This window comes from Xenorhabdus sp. PB62.4, assembly GCF_014467285.1.
GTDB lineage: Bacteria > Pseudomonadota > Gammaproteobacteria > Enterobacterales > Enterobacteriaceae > Xenorhabdus.
Genome location: NZ_NKHR01000011.1, coordinates 55,304 through 81,105 on the forward strand (window position 1 = coordinate 55,304; position 25,802 = coordinate 81,105).

At 43.1% G+C, this 25,802-nt stretch carries 10 protein-coding genes; 8 read left to right on the plus strand and 2 right to left on the minus strand.

Annotated features, from left to right (window positions below; translation table 11 throughout):
• Nucleotides 1-95 precede the first annotated feature (95 nt).
• The 7 genes from Xenpb_RS10985 to Xenpb_RS11015 all read left to right on the plus strand — a co-directional run bounded on the left by Xenpb_RS10985 (nt 96) and on the right by Xenpb_RS11015 (nt 11,091).
• Nucleotides 96-2,669 (plus strand): non-ribosomal peptide synthetase, encoded by a 2,574-nt coding sequence (locus Xenpb_RS10985; protein WP_255523114.1) that lies wholly within the window; start codon nt 96-98, stop codon nt 2,667-2,669.
• A 105-nt stretch (nt 2,670-2,774) separates the two neighbouring features.
• Nucleotides 2,775-7,220, plus strand: coding sequence for a type I polyketide synthase (locus Xenpb_RS10990; RefSeq protein ID WP_187654360.1), 4,446 nt, complete (start codon nt 2,775-2,777; stop codon nt 7,218-7,220).
• Between the two features lie 69 nt (nt 7,221-7,289).
• Nucleotides 7,290-8,381, plus strand: a complete 1,092-nt coding sequence (locus Xenpb_RS10995) for a saccharopine dehydrogenase family protein (protein ID WP_187654361.1) — start codon at nt 7,290-7,292, stop codon at nt 8,379-8,381.
• A gap of 215 nt (nt 8,382-8,596) precedes the next feature.
• A complete protein-coding gene (locus tag Xenpb_RS11000) occupies nt 8,597-9,679 on the plus strand; it encodes a fatty acid desaturase family protein (protein WP_187654362.1) in 1,083 nt (360 codons plus the stop codon).
• Between the two features lie 264 nt (nt 9,680-9,943).
• Complete coding sequence (locus Xenpb_RS11005) at nt 9,944-10,222, plus strand: DUF1778 domain-containing protein (protein ID WP_187654363.1); 279 nt, start codon at nt 9,944-9,946, stop codon at nt 10,220-10,222.
• Nucleotides 10,219-10,743 carry a GNAT family N-acetyltransferase gene (locus Xenpb_RS11010; protein ID WP_187654364.1) on the plus strand — a complete coding sequence of 175 codons (525 nt, stop codon included), beginning with the start codon at nt 10,219-10,221 and terminating at the stop codon, nt 10,741-10,743. The genes Xenpb_RS11005 and Xenpb_RS11010 overlap by 4 nt, the downstream gene beginning before the upstream one ends.
• A gap of 108 nt (nt 10,744-10,851) precedes the next feature.
• Nucleotides 10,852-11,091: a hypothetical protein gene (locus tag Xenpb_RS11015; RefSeq protein ID WP_187654365.1), complete on the plus strand. Its 240-nt coding sequence runs from the start codon at nt 10,852-10,854 to the stop codon at nt 11,089-11,091.
• On the opposite strand, the gene speD is transcribed toward Xenpb_RS11015, so the two are convergent.
• Nucleotides 11,074-12,579: an adenosylmethionine decarboxylase gene (gene speD, locus Xenpb_RS11020; protein ID WP_187654366.1), complete on the minus strand. Its 1,506-nt coding sequence runs from the start codon at nt 12,577-12,579 to the stop codon at nt 11,074-11,076. The genes Xenpb_RS11015 and speD overlap by 18 nt on opposite strands.
• Nucleotides 12,580-13,229: 650 nt before the next feature.
• Between speD and Xenpb_RS11025 the strand changes: the two genes are divergently transcribed.
• Entirely contained in the window at nt 13,230-13,988 is a 759-nt protein-coding gene (locus Xenpb_RS11025) for an SDR family NAD(P)-dependent oxidoreductase (RefSeq protein ID WP_187654367.1), read from the plus strand.
• Between the two features lie 61 nt (nt 13,989-14,049).
• On the opposite strand, the gene Xenpb_RS11030 is transcribed toward Xenpb_RS11025, so the two are convergent.
• Nucleotides 14,050-25,758, minus strand: coding sequence for a non-ribosomal peptide synthetase (locus Xenpb_RS11030; RefSeq protein WP_255523115.1), 11,709 nt, complete (start codon nt 25,756-25,758; stop codon nt 14,050-14,052).
• Nucleotides 25,759-25,802: the final 44 nt, after the last annotated feature.

Below are 25,802 nucleotides of genomic sequence, written 5' to 3' on the forward strand. Positions count from 1 at the left end.
AAATACATTCTTTGAAAAACGCCAATGGGAACGTTAATTAGGCCAGCTAATTTATGAGATCAATTGAGTCAACACTCAAATGATGGGATATCTATATGATGAATGTAAAAAATGAATTAAATACAAACATTGATAAAGAATATTTTTGGAAGAGAATAATTAATGATCATGAGCCATCAGAGTTTGAAAAATCTCTGATATTCAATCATGATAGCGTGAACCGACAAAAAATAGTGTTTTCACGTGAAGCATCACAAAATATCTTATCTATGGCGAATGGCTCAGATAAACGATTAAGTGCTTTACTGATATCACTGATGGGTTTTGCTCAGTCAATGATGCAGAGAAGCCAAAGTTCTTTAATTTTAACCACAAGTTATCTCGATGATGGTGAAGAGTCCCAGATAATATGTGTTCCGGCAAAATATTCACCTGAACAATCTTTGGCAAAACTGATAAAGACAGTATCAAAAAATATACAGAATTTATTACAGTATAGATTAGGTTCATTTCACGAAATTTGTGAACAACCTAAATTTTTCACATCGTGTATTCTTTTGAAAAATTGCCAGACGGTGAATAAAGAAATTTATGATCTTTCTGTTTCTCAAGTATTTTTTGAACATGATGATGAAATAATAAGTTGTGAAGTTCATTCACCTTATCATGTTAATTATTACGCCGAAATTATTAAAATGGTTGTGTTGTTGAGCCAGCAGATTCGTTCCCAGAAGGCGCTCAGTACACTCAAATTATCTGAAGAGTCGGGTGTATATGCCCATCATTTTACACCTGAAATTGACAGTCACTCTACTATTCATTCTTTATTTGCAGAACGAGTAAAACAGCATCCTTTGCGCACAGCGATTACAGATGAGCATTGTGTTCTCAGTTATATCGAGTTAGATAAATTAAGCTCAATGTTTGCCGCTACATTGTTAAACCAGGGTATTAAACAATATGATACCGTCGGTATTCATATGAATCGTTCATGTGCTGCCATTGTTGCTATGCTGGCTGTTTTAAAAACGGGGGCTAAATATTGTCCGCTTGATATAAATTGGCCTGCTTCCCGAAAGAAACATGTCAAAGATACCGCCTCAATTAAGCATGTCATTGTTTCTGATAAAACGAGCTGTGAGCTTGAAGATTGTCAGAACATTGCTTATGTATCGCCTGATAGTGATATCAATATTGATATCGGTGAACAGTTTCATATAACGTCAGACGATTCTGCTTATGTTATTTTTACGTCTGGTTCAACAGGCGCGCCAAAAGGTGTTGAAGTTTCGCATGCTGCTGTCATAAATCTGGTTTTAGGTTTACATGACAGAGTTTATCAACATTATCAGGGCACTCTGAATGTAGCCATGATGTCTGCACTGAGTTTTGACGCCTCAGTACAACAACTGTATCCGGCATTGTTACTCGGCCACACTCTTCATATGGTGCCTGAGTCCGTCAGGCGGGATGGAAAAAGAGTGGTTGAATTCTGGGGTAAGAATGCTATCCAGATTGCAGATTGTACGCCGACACATTTACGTATGATCCGAACACAATTCGCTGAACATTCAATTCATTGTACGGTCAATCATCTTATGATTGGTGGTGAATTGTTGGAAAAACATAACTGGTATAATTTTGCCAAATGTTGGGAGTCGGTTCCTAATGCTTCTAATGCTTACGGCCCGACAGAGTGTTGTGTGCAATCCACTTCTTTTGAATTTAACGAGAAGAGTGAAATTCAAACACCGACAATTCCCATTGGTTTTCCGATGCCGGGTGAAGAGATTATATTGATTGACGACTTTTTAAGACGGTTACCTGAAGGCGCCATCGGTGAAATTGCCATTGCCGGAAAGGGGCTTGCAAAAGGCTACATAAATCATCCGGAGTTAACCGCGGAAAAGTTTATTACTATCGAAGGTAAAAAATATTATAGAACCGGTGATCTTGCCCGATATTCAGGAGAGAATGGCTTAATTTATCTTGGCCGATCCGATAATCAGGTCAAAATTAATGGTTATAGAATTGAATTAGGGGAAATAGAAGTCATTACTCAAAAAACGATTAATGAACAAATCAATGGGCTTGAATCCGGTTCGAAAGCGATTTGTGATGTTTTTGTTATGGTTAATTCCCAAGACTCAGACAATAAATTTTTAGTGGCTTATATATATACCAATATTGAATTTAACGAAGAGGTTTTGAAGAAAGCCTTGGCTGAACGTTTGCCGGGTTACATGGTTCCGAGTTATTTCATTAAGGTTGAAGAGTTTCCGCAAAATAACAGCGGTAAAATCGATGTGGCGAGATTGCCAGATCCCAGAAGTACCGCAAGAAACATTGAGATGAAACCTTGTAGTAGTGAAATTGAGGTCAATATATTATCTCTGTGGGCTGAAGTTTTAAAAATAAATAAGGAAAATATCAGCTCATGTGATAACTTTTTTGATTTGGGTGGCTCTTCATATACCTTGTTACAACTTAGTATTAAATTGAATGAGTTTTTTAATAAGGAAATTGAAGTTGTCGATTTATTCCAATATACCACAATAGAACAACAAGCGATTTTTATAGAATCTCATGGAAAGGCAGAAGAAAATAATTTGATTGACGATAATCAACTTGAACAATTTGATAATGCAATAGGAATGTTCAATCATTGAGTGTAAATGGTCAAAAAAATAAGATAATGAACAATCAGTATACGAATGGATTTCGTGAACTTTCGATTCGTATTTATTTTTAATTTTCATTGGTGATGACATATTATGAATAAAGAAGAAAATCCAATTAATGATAAATTACCTCAAAAATTAACAGGTCTGGAAATCGCTATTGTTGGTATTTCCTGCCGGTTTCCTGATAGCCCAACGGTCGAAAGTTTTTGGAAAAATTGTCTTGAGGGTAATGACTGTATCACCCGATTTTCTGATGAAACGTTAGCTAAGAATGGTGTTCCTGAACATGAATATAGGCACCAGAATTATGTCAATGCGAAAGGTGTGATTGAAAATCCTTTGCGGTTTGATGCTGAGTTTTTCCAATACAATAAGCGCGAAGCGGAGTTACTTGAGCCACAAATCAGGCACCTTCACGAATGTAGTTTTGATGCCTTAGGTTCAGCAGGTTTAGTGCCCTCAGCTTATAAAGGAAAAGTAGGCTGTTATTTGGCCGCCAGTGCTCAGTTGCAGTGGCAAATGGCAGCTTATGAAGAGAGCAAGCAAGACGGGGTTGGTTTATTTTCTGCATTTAGCCTTATCGAAAAAGATTTTGCGGCCACGCGCTTAGCGTATAAGTTGGGGCTGACTGGCCCGGCCGTTGCACTACAAACCGCGTGTTCTTCTTCACTAACCGCAGTGCATATGGCGGCTCGTGCATTATTACTGGGTGAATGTCAGTTAGCTTTAGTGGCCGCCGCCGCTTTGGTGACACCAAATCAACAGGGATATCTCTATCTGGATGGCATGATAGAATCACCGGATGGTGTCTGCCGCCCTTTCGATGAACAGGCCAATGGCACTGTGGGAGGTGAGGGCATTGGCGCCATTGTGCTGCAACCGTTAAAGCAGGCTCTTGCAGAAAAACGGCCTATTATTGCTTTAATTAAGGGAAGCGCTATCAATAATGATGGCGCAAGAAAGGTGGGCTATACCGCGCCAAGTATTGAAGGGCAAACCGATGTTATTCGTAGTGCAATCACAGTATCCAAAATTGATCCTAAATCAATTTCATATATTGAAGCACACGGAACGGCAACTAAATTAGGCGATCCCATTGAAATTACTGCATTAAAAAATGTATTCCATGATTGTCCGGTGGGCAGTATTGCAATAAGTTCAGCTAAATCTATTATTGGGCATCTTGATAGCGCGGCTGGTATGGCGGGTTTAATTAAGACTGCATTAATGCTGAAAAACAAAATGCTTTGTGCCAATAAGTATTTCAGTACACCCAATGCTAAATTAAAGCTGGAGTCATCACCTTTTTACATTAATAAAAATAGCCAAGAGTGGCATAGTGAATCAGTCAGAAGGGCGGGCGTCAGTTCTTTTGGCATTGGAGGAACAAATGCGCATATCATCCTCGAAGAGATGCTCCATGAACCATTAGAATCTGAATCACCTGAACAATTGGCACTGTTGCCGTTGTCCGCTAAGAACGCATCAAGTTTATCGATGATGGAAAATGAGCTGCTGAAACTTCTGTCAGAGAAAAAGCATAAATTGTCTGATATTGCTTATACCCTGCAACAAGGACGGGAACACTTTGATTTCCGATCTGTATTGGTTTGTTCCGGGAGTAAGACAACCAGCACGTTATCTGATTTTATTCACGGAAAAGCAAAACATTCAGCCAAGAAGATCGTCTTTTTATATCCGGGACAGGGAACACAATATCCGGGTATGGCTTATGCCTTATATCAGCAGGAAGAAATATTCAGAAATAGCTGCCAGGATTGTTTCGCTTTATTATCTGAAGATACTCAAAAAGAGTTGCATGATTTTTTTGTGAATATATCTGAACAGAAGAGCGTATCCAACGAAATAACCCAATTAGCTATTTTTATTGTTGAATATGCCATGACATCTTTACTGCAAAATAAAGGAGTTAAGCCATTTGCCTTACTTGGACATAGTTTAGGTGAGTATGTTGCGGCGACAATATCTGGCGTATTTTCTCTCAATGATGCCCTGCATTTAGTCAGTCAGCGGGCAAAACTCATCGAAATGATGTCGCCAGGGATGATGCTGAGTGTCGCATTAGGAATAGAACAGATACGCAGTTACCTTGATGAAGAGTTTGATATAGCTGCAATCAATGGTAAAGAATCTGTCGTCATTTCTGGTAGTGCGGCGAATATTGAGAGGCTGGCATCTGCACTTCAAAATGATAATATCCAATGCAGAAGATTAAAAACCTCTCATGCGTTCCATTCCAGAACGATAAATGAGATTCAGGCAGAATATGCCAAGGCATTAAATTCAGTCAGTTTTAACCATCCTGTGATACCCATCCTTTCTAATTTAACGGGTGGCTGGCATTCTGAAGAAGGGATCAGACAACCTGAATATTGGTTGTCACATCAACGAAATACCGTTGATTTTTTAGGTAGCATAGAAACATTATCAGAATTCAATGACCTTGTTTTTATTGAGGTGGGACCTGGTAATACTTTATCCAGTTTCATACATAAATATTATCAAAACGAAAGTGAAAATAAACCATTAATCATTAATATGATTAAACACCCTAATTTGACAGATGATGATCATGAATATTTCTATCGTCAGCTAGGGAAAATATGGTGTAATACCGAAGGTATAGGTTGGCAAAATATCAATCAGCCACAAGGGCATTTGATTCATATGCCAGTGTATCAGTTTGCCAGAACGGAATATACCCAACTCAGGGATAAATTAGTTTCTGGCATCAATGTAAGTCGTGAAAATAATACGTTAAATCATAATAAACTTTATTTCCCTGGTTGGCAGCGGGAGATTTATCCCCAAGTAGAAGAAGGGAATACAGATCAAGCGGTTTTTATTCTTTGTACCCAATCAAATAATGCCGGTTATCTTGCTTCAAGCCAGGCATTGTGGCCTGATAGCACAGTGATTTTTATTGATGATTCAGACAGTATTAAATCATTAACACCATTACCTGAAAGTAGATTTATCCTGATCCCTGAAAAAGAAAAACTCGAAAATGATCCCATTGAATACTATTTACAATGGGTTGAAGGGCTTCGCATCATTTTAACGCTGCTAGAATTACAAGCCGCACGATTTATTCTTTTCACACCTGAAATTGAAAATGTATTGGGATGTGAACAAGCGATACCAACGATTTCGTTATTAAAGGGTTTGGTTCAATCCATTTCTCATGAATATCAACAGCATCAAGTCATGCAAATAGATTTATCTGGCGATGATGTAGCGGATGACCGATTTAACTTGTTGATACGGGGGCTGGTGAATTCAGGTAAATATAATCAGGTTGCAATACGGCATGGTCAGTTATGGCTGCCAGAATTCAAACCACTATCAATAACGCCTCTGAATGGTGTTGATAAAGCACATGGATTACAAGAAGGGGATTTAGTATTTATTAGTGGGGGTCTTGGTGGCATTGGATTAAAGCTGGCAGAATCATTAGCAATTCAGTATCGTGCACGTTTTGTCTTAGTCTCTCGCTCACAGTTTCCTGCAAGATCTCAATGGGATCTTATAAAGAAAGATCCGACTCAAGTGGAAACAATGAAAAAAATTGAGAGTATCGAAAAAATAGAACAAGTTGGGAGTGAAGTCTATATTCATTCTGTTGATGTCTCTTGTGAAAAAGAGCTTCATTCATTGCTGCAATCAGTTGAAAAGGAACTGGGGCCATTCAGTATGGTAATACATGCAGCAGGATCTGATGCCGGTGCATTAATTGCGCAACCTAATCTTACATTACATCGTGATATCATGGTGGCCAAAGTCTTGGGGGCTAATAACCTGCTTTCCTATTTTAGTGACAAAAACCTTCGTTCCATGCTGTTTTGTTCTTCTTTGCTATCTTATTACGGAGCTTCCGGGCAATCTGCGTATGTTGCGGCTAATGCTTATTTAGAGGCGATTGCAGACGACCAGAAGTTTCCTTTCAGGATCTGTTCCATCGCCTGGGATAGATGGTTAGAAGTGGGTATGGCGGTTAATACCATAACAAATCCCAATACAGCGGTCGGTTTAACTAATCAGGAAGGGCAAGATGTATTTCTTCAGATAGTTTCACATTATCCTAATAAATTTTCAGTGTCCGTATTACCAATAAAAGACAGAATAGAACAAGATGAGCTTTCACGATTAAATAATAAAGGTTATGTATATAATATAATAAATCCGCGTGCTGAGGATTCAATAAAGGAGATTATTGTAGACGTATGGGGACACCAATTGGGTCTTTCTGAATTGGATGAATATATAAGCTTTTTTGATTTAGGTGCGACTTCGCTTGATATTGTTCAAGTTAACGAAAAGTTAAAGCAGAAGTTAAATATGGATATTCCCATTGCAATGATGTTTACTTATAGTTCTGTAGTTAAACTGCAAACTGCATTACAGAATATAATCAATGAATACAGTGATACGCATCAAGATAAGGAAAATACAAATCAAAATGATAGAAGGAGCTTAGCTAAAAAACGCATGAATAAAAGATTACGCAATAATTGAAATTGTATTGCCAAATGTACTTAGTCATTCGGGAAAGCAAATATTGAGTTCTATTCTGAGGGTTAATAAATGAAAAAATTATCTGTCTTGTTAGTTGGAGGGTATGGCATTGTTGGGATGCAGGTTGCACAGATTTTAAATCAGCATGCCCCTGAGCTGGAGTTAATTATTGCAGGGAGAAATATTGATAACGCCAGGCAGCTAGCCCAAACGTTAGGAAATGCAACGGCGGTGGCTCTTGATATTGATAATATCAATTTATCAGATGAAATAAAGATTGACATAATATTAGCCACTGTTAATGATCCCAAAGATAATTTATTGCATTTTGCAAATAAAAATGGCATTGCTTATGTAGATATCACGCGTTGGACTGAACGATTGCAGGTTGCGTTGAGCAAGGCTGTAATCATGAGAAATAAAAAACCAAGCTCAATGATTTTTGCGTCATCGTGGATGGCGAGTGTGGTTGCAACACTTGCTAATAATATGAGTAAGTCATTAGTAAACATCACGAATATTGATATCAGTATACTCAGTGCTTCGAATGATAAGGCTGGCCCGGATTCATTTGATTATTTGGATAGCCTTGCGACTCCATTTACTGTAAAACAAAATGGGCGATATCAGAAAGTACTTCCTTTTTCGGATGAACGCATTATCTTATTTGATGATGATTGTCGGTATAATGTTTTTCGCATAGATACGCCTGATCAATTTACGTTGCCTTTAATAACAAATGCTCAAACTATTGCCACAAGAATTGGTTATGATAATCATAAGGCAAATAAGATATTATCATTTTTTATAAAAAATGGTATTTGGAAATTGATATCAGGTGATCTGTTTAAAAAGTTACGTAAAAAGATTTTTTATCATCCCGGTACAGGCGATCAGCATCAAATTCGGATTGATATACATGGAACTGATGAAAAAGGGGATCGAAAACATATATATACTCATATTAAAGCCCCGAAGGGGCAAGCACATTTAACCGCTACAGGAGCTGCTGCTTTAGTTATGCAGTTGGCTGAGCACATTCAACGTGATCAAGATGATATTTTGATGATGGGAGAAGAGTTTTTATGTACTGAAAAGCTTAAAGCACTTTTACAGTCAGAAGATATTATTCTGAATGAGAAAAATGAAATATTAAAGTAATTCCTTTTAAGTTATATTAAGTGACTGGAATAAGAAAGTTGATTAAACGAACCTTCCAGTCACCTAGTTAATTAAATGGCTGTATTGCGTGAGAACAGATAACAAAGCGGTAATTTGAAAGAGTTCAGTTTTTTAATAGTGTTGTTGTTATTTTAATGTTAATCAAAGCTTGATTTATCTCATTATTAATAAAAATATCAGGAGGGGATTTCATTATGCCGTTGTCTGAAATAAAGTTAAGCAATCATTTCAATATATCTCGCAATGTAATTTCCAGTTTAAGAACGCTGAGGAAATTGGATAATTATCACTGGGCTATTGCACTTTCAAAAGATTATTTTGTTATAATAATTGCGATATATTTAAGTGTTGGTATAAGTTTCTGGTTCTACCCACTCTCTTTATTGATGATAGGTTCGACACAACGAGCATTTACTAATATATTACATTACTCATCTCATTATGTTTTAGCTAAAAATAAATTCCTGAATTATATCGCCGGGACTTTTTTATCTGGGCATTTGGTATTTCATTTGCTTAGCACTTATAAAGATCCTCATGTCAGGTATCATCACGCTCATTTAGGTGATCCAGAAAAAGATCCCGATTATAAATTCCATATAGACAGTGGGTTATATGATTTTAAACAAAATGACAGAGAGTTTTTTATACAGAATATATTATTAACACTTTCAGGATACAGAACATTTAAATATATAAAGTATGTAATAGAAGACAGGATTAAGTCAAGGAAAAATAAGGAGTTAAAAAAAGACGATAATAAAGTTATAAAGAAAAAATCAGAAAATAAAAATGATAAAGAATCAACTTTCTTTTTTATTTATTGGATTGTGATACTTTCAGTCATTATTTATTCTGGTTACTTCCTGTATTTTATTCTGCTTTGGATAGTTCCATTATTTACGGTTACAGTCGCTATTGGGTGGATTATCGGCATAGCTGAGCATTATCCTCTGCCTGCATCTGAAAAGGAGGCATTATTGCTAACACGAAATACAAAAGGTGTTTGGTGGGAACGCTTCTTGTTTGGAAGGCATTATGATAATTATCATTTGGTACATCACTTGTATCCGGGTATTCCTCATTGGAATATCAAGAAAGCGCATATATATTTATTGAATGATCCCAATTATCAAAAGTGGGATGATCTATGGGGAGGGATATTTATCCGTGAATATCCGCACCAAGAAACCATGCTAAGCTACGCATCAAAATATAGAAAATTCAAAAAAGAGAATAAAGAGGGAAGTTTTGCAAAACGTCTACTTTCTATTTGAATATTTTTTATATAAAACGATTTAATCTAAACGGGGCTTTCAGGGCCCTATTGTGATTTTTGGGTATCAGGTAATCAGTTCCGGGAGGTTTATTCGAAATAGCATAATGATTTAAATTCTTTATTTTGTAACTGATTGTCTTTCACGACTGAGCCAAAAACGTACGTATTTGATACGGTACACGTACGCTTTCATTGCGTACATCTTGCTAATAGGCCCATCTTGGCGTACAATTTTAATACGTACAACTAGGAGAGCGTAACAATGCCTCGGATCCCAGTAGAAACTAACGACCGAATGTCGCTACGTATTGCCTCAGAAGAAAAGTCGCTGTTGATACGTGCAGCCGCTTTACAACATACCAACTTGACTGAGTTCGTGATCCGCAATGTGGTGTCAGCAGCACGGAAGATTATCGACGAGAATGAACGGCTGGAGCTGACCGAAAGAGATAGCTTGCATGTTCTGGATCTTTTGGATAACCCACCGGCACCCAATGAGAAATTGTTGGCCGCAGCATTTGCCTTGCCGAAACAATCATGATGCTACCAATCTGGCACGAAGAGCCCATTGGCAAACATCATGATCGCAGTGCTTTTGACTGTGGTGATGAAGCGTTAAATCAGTTTTTACATCGCCATGCAAGGCAGAGCCATGAGAAAGGTGGGGCAAAAACTTACCTCGCGGTTAGCGAAAGCAATGGAACGGTATTAGGTTACTACAGCCTAAGTCCTGCTTCTATTGTTTACGAACGTGCACCGGAGGTGATTAAACGTGGTTTGGCTCGACATGATGTGCCAGTATTTCGGCTTGGCCGTCTGGCTGTAGATCTTTCAGTACAGAGTCAAGGACTCGGTGGCCAGTTGTTGCTGGCCGCTGGTCGGCGCTGTTTATTGGTAGCCGCGCAGGCTGGCGGAGTTGCATTGCTGATTGATGCCAAGAATGAGCGTGTTGCCGAGTGGTATGCCAGCTATGGTGCTATTCCGCTATTAGATGCCCATTTATCTTTGCTGTTACCATTCAAAACAATACATGCAGCTCTGGTCACTGCGGGGAAGTTTTAAATGAACGAAGCAACCTAACTCTTTGAAAATAAGTTATTTCCTTTTATCAGTCGCAACCAGATCATTGCCGGGCTGGTGTTCTCCTGAGATTCTGCATCCGTTGAAGAAATGGAAGCTGCCGGCAAAAAATTTGAGTTGGAAGCCTTTGTTTCTAACTATCCGGTATGGGTACTTGGCGCACCTGACTGCGACGATGATGACATCGCGAAGCGTTTAACCCTTCAAATCGCCCCACACAACTATCCCAAACCGGAATTTTCTGTAGAAAAACCACCTACCACAAAAGTTGGCGGTTATCGCAGCTACCCGGTCACTATCCCTGTTTTAAAATTAAAAACCCCGCTGTAGTATTTTATATTCATATTCTTGAGCATTAAGCTGCGTTTGTAGCTGCATCATAAATGTATCTTGATGTTTAAATTCATTGCAAACGAATAAATCAAGAGCGGCATATTGATGTTCAGGCCATGTGTGAATAGTAAAATGTGACTCTGCTAATATTAGCGCACCACTGACACCCCATGGTTGGAATTGATGGAAGTGATGAGTAACCACATTCAGCTCACATTGTTGGGCAATATCAAGCATGATTTTTTCAATGGCTGATACAGATTTCAGTACCTCTGCATCACAATCTTTCATATCTATGATCATGTGAGTGCCAAGTTGTCGTGTATTATCCGATGTACTGACTTTTTCCTGACCACGATATTGAAATTTAGTGCCGTGACACTTATTACAAGTTGCCTCTATGAGCTGTTCTATCGTTAATATGTTCTTTCCGTGTCCAATGGTTATCATGTTATTACATGATTTACATTGGTAAAATTTTATACGAGGGTTAATTTCTCCGGTATAGATTTTATCTGAATAATTATTTCCCCCTGAGATCGTCGGGTACGTTTGAGGTGTAACAGAAAGAACATAAAGATCGCTGACATTACTGATAATACTTCCGCCATGATATTTATTGAATTGCGGATAAATATGTCTGATAAGAAGATTCTGATTGTTAAATAACCTTTGAACTTCTTGGTTTTCCATTGGTTTTTTTTGACCAAAGGAGAGTAAAATCTCACTATTATCATTTTTAGTGAAACTAATAGCACGTGATAAAAATAGTTTTAATCCGCTCAATGTATAAGGAGGATCTGTCAAGACGATATCAAAATTTTTAGTGTATACATTAGAGAGTTTTAGATCTAAGTATTCAGTATTAATGACAAAATCATTTTGCTCTGCGACATCCCGAATAAATGTTAGTAGGTCCTGATCGATATCCTTGACAAAAATATTTTTTGAGCAGTCGTAGCCGAGCTTTTTAAATGCCATCATCAGAGCTAACGAAGTCAAATCATCATCACCCAAAAATAAAATATTTTGTTTAAATACTCTTGGGTTATTAAGTAATAGCATTACCCGGCGTATTGATGTCTCTAATGTCGCATGTGCTTGATCTAACAAAACATTGACTTGAGGTCTGCTGTTATATATAGGCTCCAATAAAACGGAAAGCTCTTTCTCAAACTCTTCTCGTTTCTCCTCTGATGACAGCAAGTTATATTTATTTATATCAATTGAGCGGTATCCCAGTTCATCTTGTACGTATTTTACGCCGATAGAGTTTAACTTAAAAACACCTTTGTTTTCAGCGTAATCATATTTTATTAATTCTTTTTTAAATGCAGAGATGATGGGAATAGGTAAACCGCTTTTTAATGAAATGTCTTTATTTGATGTACGGTCATATAAATATAAGCGTATTAATAATGTCTCTAGCACTTCAACTGGGTGTGACAACTCCATATTGTTTTTTATAACATTCAGCGTGTTCATGGTAATCTCTTTTTACGTGATTTACTAATTTTACAACGTAATTAAAACTCAGAATTATTAACCCAGATGTTTAAATTCCACTTGAATCTGCTACTGTTGTTCTTTCTAAAATCTGCAATTTATCCCCCTCCCATAAATTCTGGGAATTTACTAATACTGTTTATAAATCTGAACATTATATAAGGGATTATAATTTTCAACTAGTTTCTATCACTATTGGAAATAGTAAATAAGAGTAATATGTTTATGATTTTTTTCTTAACTGAATCCATCAGCATTGTGATATCACTCGCAAATTTAATGTAAATATACTCAAGTTTGAGTATATATATCAGGCTGGTTGGGTGCGAAACAATCAGATCTTTTTTTAAAACTAACGTTAAAGAGCCTTTCCTTGTTGATTCCATTTTTGGAATCTAATAACCAATCTGAGTCAGAACACTATTTGGGCATTATCAGCAGATAATGAACATGCTTTATTATCATCTTTTAATGGCAATATTGTGATCTCAACGAATGTTATCTTTTCGCCTCTACATGATTATGAGCCGGCAAGGTTAATGATCCGTTTATCCGATGGGGACCGGATAAAATTTTCAGTGGAATTAGAGCCAGACAAATTTTGAAAATACAGCTATGAGGGCAATAACATGATTCGTTTTGAGGATAAGGTTGTCATTATTACCGGCGCAGGAAGCGGTATTGGGGAGGCTACAGCAAAGCGCTTTTCACAAGAGGGAGCTATTGTTGTATTGGCTGGACGGGATACTGATAAGCTTAATTGTGTACTCAGTGAGTTGTCATCGGACAAGGCGTTGGTGATTCAGACGGATGTTGCAGATCGGGAATCGGTCAAAAATATGGTTGATGAAACGGTCAGTCATTTTGGCCGGATAGATATTCTGGTCAACAATGCGGGTTTGTATGTCGTGGGCGATTTATTGAGTACTTCACAAGAAGATGGTAATGCAGTCCTGGCTACAAACCTCAATGGCGTACTCAATTGTAGCTATTTTGCTTTACCTCATTTGCTGGAAAGTAAAGGATGTATTGTCAATAACGCTTCTGTATCCGGGTTAGGGGGAGATTGGGGCGGTGCTCATTATTGTGCAGCGAAAGGCGCTGTGGTGAATTTAACGCGTGCCATGGCGCTGGATTATGGCTCACAGGGTATTCGCGTCAATGCGGTTTGCCCAAGTTTAGTATTGACGCCGATGGTCGCTCGTTTTGACGATGAAACCCTGAAACATTTCGATAGTCGTATTCCGTTGAAAAGGGCAGGTCAGCCTTCCGAAGTTGCCGCCGCCATTGCATTTTTGGCAAGTGAAGATGCCAGTTTCATTAATGGTGTGAACCTGCCGATAGATGGCGGGGTAACCGCATCCAATGGTCAACCCAATTTTAACTAACGATATTAGCCATTAGATCAATGGTCGAAGGTGGCTCCACAATTTGTGGAGCCACTTAATTTTATCCCTGTGAACGGTAGTTGTTTAAATTATTCAATAAAGATGAGTGATTTTGGCTTACAACTCTGGCTAGTTCACATAATGTGGGATGAGTGAACAATGTTGCCAACGGAATTTCCATATTTTTCTCACGCAGACGAGCCAACAATTGTATCGCTATCAATGAATGACCGCCCAATGCAAAGAAATTGTCATGACGGCTTACCTGTTCCCGTTTCAGCAACTTCTGCCAGATCTCAGCCAGTGCAATTTCCACATTACCGAAAGGCGCTTCGTAACCGGAAGTTGTTACAACAGCAGATTGGCCTGATATCGGTGTATCTTGCGGTAAATCGGCCAGTAATTGCTGGCGTTCTGCGGCGGATAAAGTGGAAATGCCCATGATGGAACGTTGAGGATCTATTTCCAATGTTTCCACCAAATCAGTCAGGGCAGTGGTTATATCAGTAATTAGTCGTGTCGGATCGAGACCTGATACAACCTGAGCCGTCAACAGGAAACCTTTACCCAAATCATCCACAGCCAGATAGATGGGATAGCTGGTTCTTTCTCGTCCTGTTACCAGACGTATACCTTCCCATAGGGTGTTGGTGACATTCGGCTGGCTATGGCGATAGTTAAGGAGTGTGTTAAAGAGCGGCAGGGGAGGCTCTACAGCACTACAGCGCTGAGCCAGTGCTAATGGTGCCTGTTCGTGTTCAAGTAACTGCGTCAAATTGCGGTAAGCGGTTTGCACGGTTTCTTGTACGCTGTTCCCTGCAAGTGAGATTCGGACAGGCAAGGTATTAATGAATAGCCCCGGAATCTGCTCAATGTCAATGCTTCCCTGCATGCGTCCCAGTAAGACCGTGCCGAAGACGATATCATCTCGTCCGCTTATTTTTGCCAGAACTTGTGCCAACGCGACATGGAATAGCACTCCGGGACTAACCCCCTGTCGGCGCGCCTGTTTGCGGATAGTTCTGGCGAGTGCTGCATTAAGTGGCTTGATAACCTCAGTTGCCGATCTGCCTCCACTGTGTACATCCTGTATTCCGAAGGGCGTAGTCGGTGTATTCACATCAGCGAGTACTCTGCGAAAATAGGTTTCGTGGTCTGACATCGGCACCCGCAAAGACTGGGCGATAAAATTGCGGTAAGGCAGTACAGGCGGCAATACAGGAGATAAGTGCCCGGTACGGTGGTGCAGCAGTTCGTTGATTTCGGCAATGATAAGATTCAACGAAATATGGTCATTGAGTATGTGGTGACAGCAGAGAGCCAGCAACCATCCCCCTTGCTGCGGATCGTGGGCAATGTCAGCAGATAATAGCGGAGCCTGACTTATATTGATGCGATGCCGGCAAGGATCGGTATGTGCCAGCAATTGAGATGGCACGTCTTTATCGCCGTCTGGTACAAAGGTGTTGATATGCAGGGATGCCTGACGCCAGACAACTTGCACCGACTGTGTTAGACCTTGCCAGCAGAAGGCAGTACGCAGAATATCATGGCGGTTAATGATCTGTTGTAATGTCGTCAGAAAAGTATCAAGGCGTTCGCGGGTGTCGAAAGCGAACAGGAGGTGCAGCAGATAAACATCTCCTTGTGTTTGCAGGAGATGGTGGAACAACATGCCTTCCTGTAATGGTGCAAGTGGATAAATATCCTGAATGTTGGTCATACCATCGGGGATTGTGGCGGCGATAGTATCAATTTCATGTTGTGTCAGGGAAACCAGCGGCAACATATCAGGCGTGATAGCGGTGCAACCATCAGGGATGAGATTGGGCGGTACGGTGAACGAGGTTGTATGATCCCCGATGCCCTGCATGACTTTTGCCATTTCAGCCAGTGTTGGTGTGGAAAACACGGTACGAATATCAAGGTGCCAGCCTTGGTTACGCAGCCGTTCGATCAGGCTGATGACCATCAGAGAATGACCGCCCAGTTCAAAGAAATGGTCATAACGCCCGACTTTTTCCAACCCTAATAGCACCTGCCAGATTTCGGCTAACGCTATTTCCCTGTCACCAAGCGGGACTTCATAAGCGCGAGTCACGATAGACGCCTGATCCGGCATCGGCAGCGCCTGACGGTTGAGTTTGCCATTGGGGGCCAGCGGAAAAGCATCCAGTGTCACAAATGCGCTAGGCAACATGTAGTCGGCAAGGTGCTGTGCAAGTTGCTGGCGCAGTTCTGCCGGCACCAGTTTTGTATTCGGTTCAGCGATCAGATAAGCCACAAGACGTTTGTCGCCCCCGGTTTTTTCATAAGAAGCGTCCTCGCGAGCAAGCACAATAGCTTCACGCACGCCGTGACACTGCATCAATCTGGTTTCGATTTCCCCCAGTTCGATCCGGAAACCGCGCAGCTTGACCTGAAAATCATTGCGACCAAGGTATTCGATATTGCCGTCAGATCGCCAGCGGGCTAAATCGCCGGTCTTATACATACGGGCGTTGGGATGTTCGCTAAAGGGATCGGTAACAAATCTCTCTGCTGTCAGTTCTGGTTGGTTTGAATAACCACGGGCGACGCCCATGCCTCCGATATAGATTTCGCCACTTACGCCGATAGGAACTGGCTGACCAAGAGCATCTAAAATATAGATACGGGTATTGGACAGGGGCCGGCCAATCGGAATGTTATTGGTAATGGAAGGCATGGATTTGTTATCTATCATCATTTCCTTATCTATCGCTATGGCCGTGGCAGTGATGGTAATTTCTGTGGGGCCATAGGCGTTGAACCAGCGGCAGGATTGGGTTTCTGGGCATGAGAACCAATCCATTAAATAGCGGTGTTCCACTTTATCACCCCCGACAATAACGGTGCGTATATAGGGGCTGAAACCGCCGCGTCCTGCCTTCATTTCTTGAACCCAATGGTGCCAGAAGGCAGTTGGTACATTGATGATCGTCACTTTCTGTTCACGCAAAAAATCGACAAAAGCGCTATCTGGTATTTTGATATGGGATGGGCGCAGAACCAGCGTAGCGCCCGATGCCAGAGTAGGGAAAATATCTGACACTGAAATATCAAACGCGAAAGTCACAAATTGCAGAATACGATCACCCAAGCAGGGTTCACTCACCTGACAATGTGCATGGATAAGGCTTACGACATTGTGATGTTCCAACATAACGCCTTTGGGATTGCCGGTTGAACCTGAGGTGTAGATGATATAGGCCAGATGGTGCGGTTGAAGCCCTGTCTGCTGGCTGTCAGGGTTATAGGTCGGCTGTTTTTGCATGTTCTCTTGATGAATTTCATCGTCCAACAGCCAGATGGGAATATCTTGTATTGGTAAACGTGTTTGTAAATGTTTTTGGGTCAACAATATTGCAGGCTTGCTGTCCGATAACTGATAAACCAACCGTTCAATGGGATAGTCTGGATCAAGTGGAACGTAACCGGCCCCGGCTTTTAAGATCCCGAACAAGCCGATGATCATATCCAAACCCCGTTCAACATGAATTGCGACACGATCATCAGGACGTACACCAAAAGCAATCAGGCTGTGTGCCAGTTGATTGGCGCGTCGGTTCAGTTCGTGATAACTCAAGGATTGTTCTTCAAAGATTACCGCTGCTGCATCTGGTGTGCGTTGCACTTGCGCTTCGAACAATTGGTGAATCAACGTGTCTTGTGAGAAACCGGCAGCCGCATTTTGCAAAGATGGCGTGGTATTGAAACTGACCAATAACTGTTGGCGTTCTGCAACGGATAATATCGGTAAGCGAGCAATGGCTTGTGTCTCATCGGTTGTCATGGCTGTCAGCACATTGGTGAAATAACTCACCATGCGTTCAATCGTCTTCCGCTCGAATAGGCTTGAAGCGTACTCCAGATAACCACTGATGCCATCTTGGGTTTCGGTCAGTGCCAGCGTCAGGTCAAAATAGGCACTGTGGTGTGGTGGTTCCATCAACGAAACAGACAAACCCGGCAATTCAAGGGACTGTGTGGAAGTATTATTTAGTGTAGAAGTATTATTCAGGGCCAGCATAACCTGAAAGATCGGGTTGTAACTCAGGCTGCGTTCAGGTTGTAGGGTTTCCACTAATTGTTCAAAAGGCAGGTCTTGATGTGCATAGGCTGTCAGTGCCCGTTCACGGACATGAGCGAGCAGATTTGCCACAGAGTTGCCCGGTTCCAGTTCGACGCGTAAAGGCAATGTATTGACAAAAAAGCCGATCAATCCCTCAAGGTCACTCAATGAGCGATTGGCGACGGGGGTGCCAATAACGATATCGTCCTGTCCGCTCAAACGGGCAAGTACGATGCTCCAGGCTGCAAGCAGGGTCATAAATAACGTTGTATCCTGGCGTTGTCCGAGTGCTTTGAGGGCAGACAATAAATCCGCATTCAGGTGAACGGGTACATGATCGCCTTTGTAACTCTGTTCTGGCGGACGTGGATGATCGATGGGGAGAGCCAGCAATGTCGGTGCATTTTGAAGCTGCTTTTGCCAGAAATCCCGTTGGGCAGAAAAAACCTCACCTTGTAGCCATTTCTGTTGCCAAACGGCATAGTCCGCGTACTGGATGGGAAGGTGGGGTAAAGGATCGCCATATTCTCCTGATGCGGTACGGTAGAGAGCGCCCAGTTCGCGGAGCAATATCCCGGTCGACCAGCCATCGGTGATGATGTGATGCTGGATAATAATCAGCACATGTTCTTCATCAGACAGTTGCAGCAATTGGCCCCGAACCATTGGCTCATTAGCAAAATCAAACGGGGTTTGTGTTTCGAGTTCCAGCCATTCGTTAATACGGGTCAGGCGAGAAGTGTCGTCTAATTTGCGCAGATCCTGACAGGTCAGGGAAAATCCAGTATCTGCGCTGTCGATATGTTGGTAAGGCTGCTCATCAATCAGGACAAAACGGGTGCGCAGACTTTCATGCCGACTGACGAGATGGTCAAGCGCGGCCGTCATCGCAGTATGATCGAGATGCCCGCTGAGATGCAGGACTATCGGGATATGATAGGCCAGATTGGTTTTGGTATTGAGGCGGGCAAGGAACCACAAACGCTGTTGGGAGAAAGAGAGTGGCAAAGGCTGACCGCGATCAGCAGCAGGAATAACGATTTGGGTTGTCACAGGCGTGTCGGTGAGCAAGGTAGCCAAATCAGACAGAACAGGGTGGGAAAAGAGTTGCTGCAAGTGTAATTCCCGCGCCAGTTTCTGGCGTATTCGCGCGGCAAGTTGGATGGCGAGCAGGGAATGACCACCAAGTTCAAAGAAATGATCATGACGACCAACTTGTTCCAGTTTCAGCAGTGCTTGCCAAATCTCAGCCAGTTTAATTTCCATATCGCCGATGGGGGCTTCATAGTTACGGGTCACGAGTGCCGCCTGATCGGGCATGGGCAGTGCCTGACGGTCGAGCTTGCCATTGGGTGACAATGGAAAGGCATCAAGCGTCACAAAGGCACTGGGCAGCATATACTCGGCAAGGTGTTGGGCAAGTTGCTGGCGTAATTCTGCCGGCACCAGTGTCGCATTGGGTTTAGCAAGGAGATAAGCAACCAGACGTTTTTCGCCCGGCATGTCTTCCCGGGCAGTTACAACCGCTTCGCGTACATCATGACATTGCACCAGTCTGGTCTCAATCTCACCAAGTTCGATGCGGAAGCCGCGTATCTTGACCTGAAAATCATTGCGACCAAGATATTCAATATTCCCGTCAGGTAACCAACGAGCCAGATCGCCACTTTTGTATAGACGGGCATCAGGATCTGAAGAAAAAGGATCAGAGATAAAGTGTCTTGCGGTGAGTGCTGGAAGATTCAGATAACCACGGGCGATCCCGGCTCCGCCAATATAAATCTCACCAGTCACCCCTATTGGAACCGGTTTTCCGTGGCTATCGAGAAGATAGATCTGGGTATTGGCGATGGGTTTCCCGATAGGTATTCGTCCGATATAACGATCCGGCACACATTGCCAGGCGGTAACATGAACCGCCGCCTCAGTAGGGCCATATAAATTGTGTAGCTGACAGTGAGCAAAATGGGACAGACAGGGTTGCTGCAAGATATAAGGAAATGCTTCACCACTGCATAAAATGTGGCGCAGGGAAGGGCAGCGGCCGGCGGGAATAGCATGGAGAAATCGCTGTAGCATGGCAGGCACAAAGTAGATGATAGTAATCCTGTGCTTTTCTATCTCGGACAGTAAATAGTGCGGATCTTTATGACCGTCGGGGTGAGCCAAAATTAATTGGGCACCAACCATCAGGGGCGGGAATAGCTCCCAAACGGAAACATCAAAACTGAACGGTGTTTTCTGCAAGACACGATCCTGCGCGGTGAATTGGTACGTCTTCTGTGCCCAGAGCAAACCATTCACGACACCGCGATGCTCATTCATTACCCCTTTGGGCACACCCGTCGAACCAGAGGTATAAATGACATAGGCCAGATGGCGTGGTGTCAGGCCAAGAGTCTGGGGGGCCGGGTTGCTGGTTGGCATGTCTGCCATAAGGAATGCAAGATTATTCAGATCTATAATCGGTACGGTATTGGCGAGCGGATTGATTAATGTTGTTTGGGTGAGCAAGGCAACAGGAGCCGCATCCTCAAGCAGATAGGCCAGTCGTTCGGCAGGATAGCCTGGATCAAGCGGGACATAGGCACCGCCGGCTTTCAGGATAGCGAGTAATCCCACGACCATGACAAGGCTACGTTCAGAACAAATCGCTACCCGATCATCCGGGCGGACACCTAAGTCAATCAAATGATGTGCTAAGCGATTGGCTTGACGGTTCAGTTCAGCATATGTCAATGATTGTTCTTCAAAGGTGACAGCAATCGCATCAGGATTGTGCTGTGCCTGCTTTTCAAACTGTTGGTGGATAAGTGCGTTTGGCGGGAAATCGCCTGCTGTATTATTGAAATCCACCAGCAACTGTTGACGTTCCTTAACGGGCAAAATCGAAATATCCAAAATCGGCTGGTGGGGGGAGTTTTCCAGCGCTTCGACCAACCCCGTCAGAGCCGTGGTCATATAGCCGATCAGACGAATCGGATCAATATCCGATACGGTTTGGGCAACCAGACTAAATCCATCACCCCAATCATCGACAAACAAACCGATAGGATAATTAATTCGTTCTTCTTGCATCAGCAAACGTATACCTTCCCATTTAGCAAAGGTGGTCTCTGATTGACTATGGCGATAATTGAGCAGGGTATTGAAGAGCGGCAAAGGTGGTATCACGCCACTACAATATTGGGCTTGCGTTAGTGTTGCCTGTTCGTGCTCCAGCAACTTCATCAGACTGAGATAAGTTTCTTGAACAATTGTCTGTGCGCTGTTATCCGTAAGCCTGATCCGGATGGGTAAGGTATTAATCAGCAGGCCCATTACCTGAGCAATGTCCGTACCGCCCTGCATGCGCCCCAGTAATACCGTGCCAAAGACCACATCATCACGCCCGCTTACTTTTGCCAGCACCAGAGCCAAAGCAACATGAAATAATATACTGGGGCTGACACCCTGACGTTGGGCTTGTGTGCGGATAGCTTTGGCAAGTAGCGCATCAATGGGTTGTTTGGTCTCCGATATCTGCCTGTTCCCACTGTGAATATCCAGTATCCCGAAAGGCGCCGTCGGTGTATCTACATCAGAGAGCACGTTACGGAAATAGGCTTCGTGAGCTGAGTTCGGTGCCTGCAAGGATTGGGCGACAAAGTGACGATAAGGTAATACCGGGGATAATTTTTCAGAATGGTGATAGTCAAGACACCCACTTTCCGTATGGCTACGCAATAATGCGCTGATTTCATTAATGATGCGTTCCAGTGTTATATGATCACAGGCTAAATGATGGATACACAAAGCCAGTAACCACTCATCCTGATGCGGATCATGGGCAATGTCGGCTGAGAATAGCGGTGCCCGGCTCACATCAAGGCGGTACTGGTGGGGATCGGTGTGTGACAGTAATTGAGAAAGAATATCCTGTTCGCCATCCGGTAAAAACGTATTAATGCTCAAAGATGCCTGCCGCCAGACAACTTGCACCGGCTGCGCCAATCCCTGCCAGTGGATTGATGTGTGCAGAATATCGTGACGATCAATGACCTGTTGTAAAGCCGCCAGAAAGGCATCCAGCCGTTCGCGGGTGTTGAAGGCAAGCAAATTGCGTAGCAGGTAAGTATCTCCCTGTTTCTGCAACAGATAATGGAACAAAATGCCTTCCTGCAATGGCGCGAGCGGATAGATATCCTGAATATTGACAGCGCCACCAGGAATAGTGGCGACGATGGCATCAATCTCTTGTTGGGATAGGGAAACTAAAGTCAACATGTCGGGTGTAATAGCAGTACAGCCGTCAGGGATGAGATTGGGCGGCGCAGTGAACACCGTCGTACTTTTTTGTCCCCTGTTTCCTTGGACTATATTCTCCTGAGCTGGTAGCAGTGCTTTTGCCATCTCATTCAGTACTGGTTTGGTAAATACAATCTGGATATCAAGCACCCATCCCAGATCGCGCAGTTGTTCGATCAGGCTAACGGCTATCAGCGAGTGCCCGCCAAGCTCGAAAAAGTGATCGTAGCGGCTGACATGTTTCACTCCGAGCAACCTTTGCCAGATTTGGCTCAGGGTGGTTTCTGCATCCCCGATAGGGGCCTGATAATTGCGTGTGACAATTGCAGTATGATCGGGTTTGGGGAGAGCCTGACGGTCGAGTTTGCCATTAGGAGTCAGTGGGAAGGCATCCAGTGTCACAAAAGCACTGGGTATCATGTATTCGGCAAGATGTTGTGCGAGCTGTTGGCGCAATGCCATTGGCTCCGGTTCAGCATCCGCCTTAGGCAGTAAATAGGCGACCAGATGTTTTGGAGCCGATCCATTTTCATCGGAAAGATTTTCGCAAGTCAGCACCACAGCTTCACGCACGCCGTGGCATTGTCGCAGTCTTGCTTCGATCTCTCCCGGCTCAATGCGGAAACCGCGCAGTTTGATTTGAAAATCATTGCGGCCGAGATATTCAATCTTGCCATCGGGTAACCAACGTCCCAGATCGCCGGTTTTGTACATACGTTGGCTATGCACAGAAGAGGAGAACGGATTGATAAGGAAACGTTCGGCAGTGAGTTCGGGACGGTTCAGATAGCCGCGGGCAACACCGACACCAGCGATATAAATCTCCCCCACGACTCCTAGCGGAACGGGTTGACCGTAAGTGTCAAGGATATAGATTTGGGTGTTGGCGATGGGGTGACCAATCGGCGGCCCATGATTTTCCTGATTATCAATGCTTTCCTGATTATCAATGTCTTCCTGACTCTTACATTGGCAGATGGTGGAACAAACGGTGGTTTCCGTCGGGCCATACGCATTGATCATCTGCCGTCCTTGCGCCCAGCGTTTGACCAGCGTAGGTGGGCATGCTTCTCCTCCCACAATTAAGGTTTGCAGTGTTGGCGGGATGGTATCCATTGTTGCCAGAGCGGTAGGGGACAAGAGGGCGTGAGTAATGGCATGCGTCTCTAAATAGTGAGTCAGCGTTGTTCCCGGCAGAAGATGCTGCCGTTTGGCAAGGTAAAGGCGAGCTCCCGCCAATAGTGCCATATAACATTCCCAAATGCAGGCATCGAAACTGTTTGAGGCAAACTGCAAGATCCGGCTGTCTGGAGTGATGGCGAGTGTGTCTTGCTGAGTGGTAATCAAATTACCCAAACTGCGATGTTCGATCATGACGCCTTTAGGTTGCCCTGTGGAGCCAGAGGTATAAATGACATAAGCCAGATGACGGGAAGTCAGCCCCAGTGCTTGCACCTCTGAATTTTCTTCCGATCTTTCATCCAGAACAGTATATTCCGGAGTATCAAGTAGCAGGGTTGGCAGATGACTGTTCCACGTTTCTGCCGTCATCGTTTGAATAATCGTCGTCTGAGTCACCAGAGCCACGGGGGTTGAATCATTGAGCATATAGTTCAGCCGCGTGGCCGGATAAGTCGGATCGAGTGGCACAAACGCGCCACCAGCCTTAAGGATACCTAATAAGCCGACCACCATTTCCAGGCTGCGCTCAATACAAATCGCCACCCGATCGTCAGGACGAACGCCAAGGGAAATCAGATGGTGTGCCAGACGATTGGCACGTTTGTTCAATTCATCGTAGCTCAGCGATTGCTCTTCAAAGACCACGGCAATGGCATCCGGTGTGCGCTGCGCTTGTGTTTCGAACAGTTGATGAATCAGAGTATCCTGCGGGAATTCTGCTTGGGTGGCGTTGAAATCCACCAACACTTGTTGGCGCTCAATGTCGGGCAAGATAGGCAGATTGACTATTTTTGTATCCGTCAGGGAGGGGATCTCCAGAGAAGTGAGAGCGGCATCAAGCAAGACAGCAAGACGGGACTGGAGCGCCATTACTTCCGTGGTATTCAGGTAATCAGGAGAAAAATAGAATTCAATGGAAATCGGGGAATCGGTATCTTCAGGACGGGCGGTGTTTGTGTATTGTTTGATTCTGATACAAAGCGGATAAGGGGTACCAGAATGTAGGTCGAAAAGTTTGACGCGGGTGTTCTCTCCTTCCATATGCAGATCTGTTTTAAACGGTTCGAGAGATAACGTCACATCAAATAACCGCGCATTCCCGACTTTTTGCCGGGTGTGTAGGTGTAGTTGTCGGTTGAGCTCTACGATGGGAAGGTGTTGATGCTTATGGCAAACACTCATTTCGGTTGCGGTTTTGTGCATGACATCACGAAATGTATCCTCCGGTGAGAGGGTGATGCCAATGGGGATCACGGTTGCAAACATTCCCATTGTGCACTTTTGTCGCGTATTTTTGCGGTTGTGCAAGGGACTGCCGATGACAATTCTGTCTACATCTGTTGTTCGTGCGAAATAGCAGGCCAGAATGGCATACATGAAATGCAGGAAGGGTAATCCCCGTCCGCCAACCGCCTTTTCGATGCGCTTGAAAAGTGTCTGGTCGATTGACCAACGAACAGGCTGAGGCGCAATGGGTTTAGCTTGTTTGTGGTTTCTGGTGCTATAGGAATTGGTGCTATTGAAATTGGCAGTCTGGAGTAAGGGGGGAGGCAGGTTTTCATAACGCTTCAACCAAAATTGCATGTCCTGTGAGTAGTGTTCAGAAGCAAGATAGTTGAGGTTATCCGTAATAAAATCAAGATAAGAGTGAGCGGAGTTGCTCAGTGTTTCTCCTTTCAGCAGGCGGTTATAGGCATTGATAACCTTGTCAAGGAGTATGAATATACCCGTGCCATCAATGATCAAATGGTGGCAGCAAAATTGCCAATACCGACAGGTATTGCTGACCCGAAGTAAGTTAGAACGCCACAGCGCCTCATCTAAGTGAAACGGGCGTATGAACTCAGCATCCATATATTGTTTTGCTCTGGTGTCAGCGTCTGGATACGATGAAAAATCGTGTATATCCATGACCACAGGGAGAGAATGAGCAATCTTCTGAGTGGGCAAAGCATGGGTGTTGATCAGTTGCAAACGCAGAGCGTCATGGCAGTAAACAACGGCTTCAAAGGCACGGGCAAATAATGCTTCATTAAACTCCCCTTCAATGCAGATGAAAAGGCTGAGATTGTAGTTGGAAGAGTTGGGATGAATAGCCTGATCAAACCAGATAGCTTGCTGAGGAGAACTAAGAGGGTAGGTATGCGAGGAGAGAGAATGGTTATTGCGAACTGCTGAAGAAGTTTGTGAAGAGTTGTTATGTAACATGCTCATTTCTCCTTTATGATAGTTCTTCTTTGTAATAGTCACCT